This is a genomic window from Thioclava sp. F42-5 (genome assembly GCF_002213195.1).
In the GTDB taxonomy this organism is placed as follows: domain Bacteria; phylum Pseudomonadota; class Alphaproteobacteria; order Rhodobacterales; family Rhodobacteraceae; genus Thioclava; species Thioclava nitratireducens.
The window spans coordinates 1-478 of the sequence record NZ_NBNZ01000023.1 but is presented as its reverse complement, the minus strand read 5'-3'; the positions used below and the strand labels follow the sequence as shown (position 1 = coordinate 478).

Below are 478 nucleotides of genomic sequence, written 5' to 3'. Positions count from 1 at the left end.
CGGCGATCTTTTGATGTGGGTTCTCATTATCAGCGAATTGCTGGTTTTCGGGGCGGGGTTGATCGTTTTCTTGTCGGCGCGGATCACTGATCCGACGGGCTTTGCCGAGGCGCAGAATGCGCTGGACCGGACTGCAGCTGCGACGAACACGATTATCTTGCTGACGAGCGGCTTTTTCGCTGCCCTGGCGTTGAATCTAAGGCAATCGCGCAGGCGTGGCGGCGCACGCGTTTCTCTTGTGTGTGCCGCTTTGCTCGGCGCGGCATTTCTCTGGATCAAGGGCGCCGAATTCGCGTCCAAGGCGGCGCAAGGCATTGTCTGGGACACGCATCCTTTCTTCAATTTCTACTTCCTGCTGACCGGATTTCACGCCGCGCATGTCGCAGCCGGCGTCATCCTGCTGCTGCTGGTGGCGTGGCGCGATCATGTGGGAAATATCGAGGATGCGACCGCGTTCTGGCACATGGTCGATCTGATC

1 protein-coding gene is annotated in these 478 nt (G+C 58.8%); it reads left to right on the top strand.

Annotated elements, in window-relative coordinates; genetic code table 11:
• A partial coding sequence (locus B6V74_RS18695) for a cytochrome c oxidase subunit 3 (RefSeq protein ID WP_240497150.1) occupies positions 1-478 on the top strand: 478 nt, incomplete at both ends.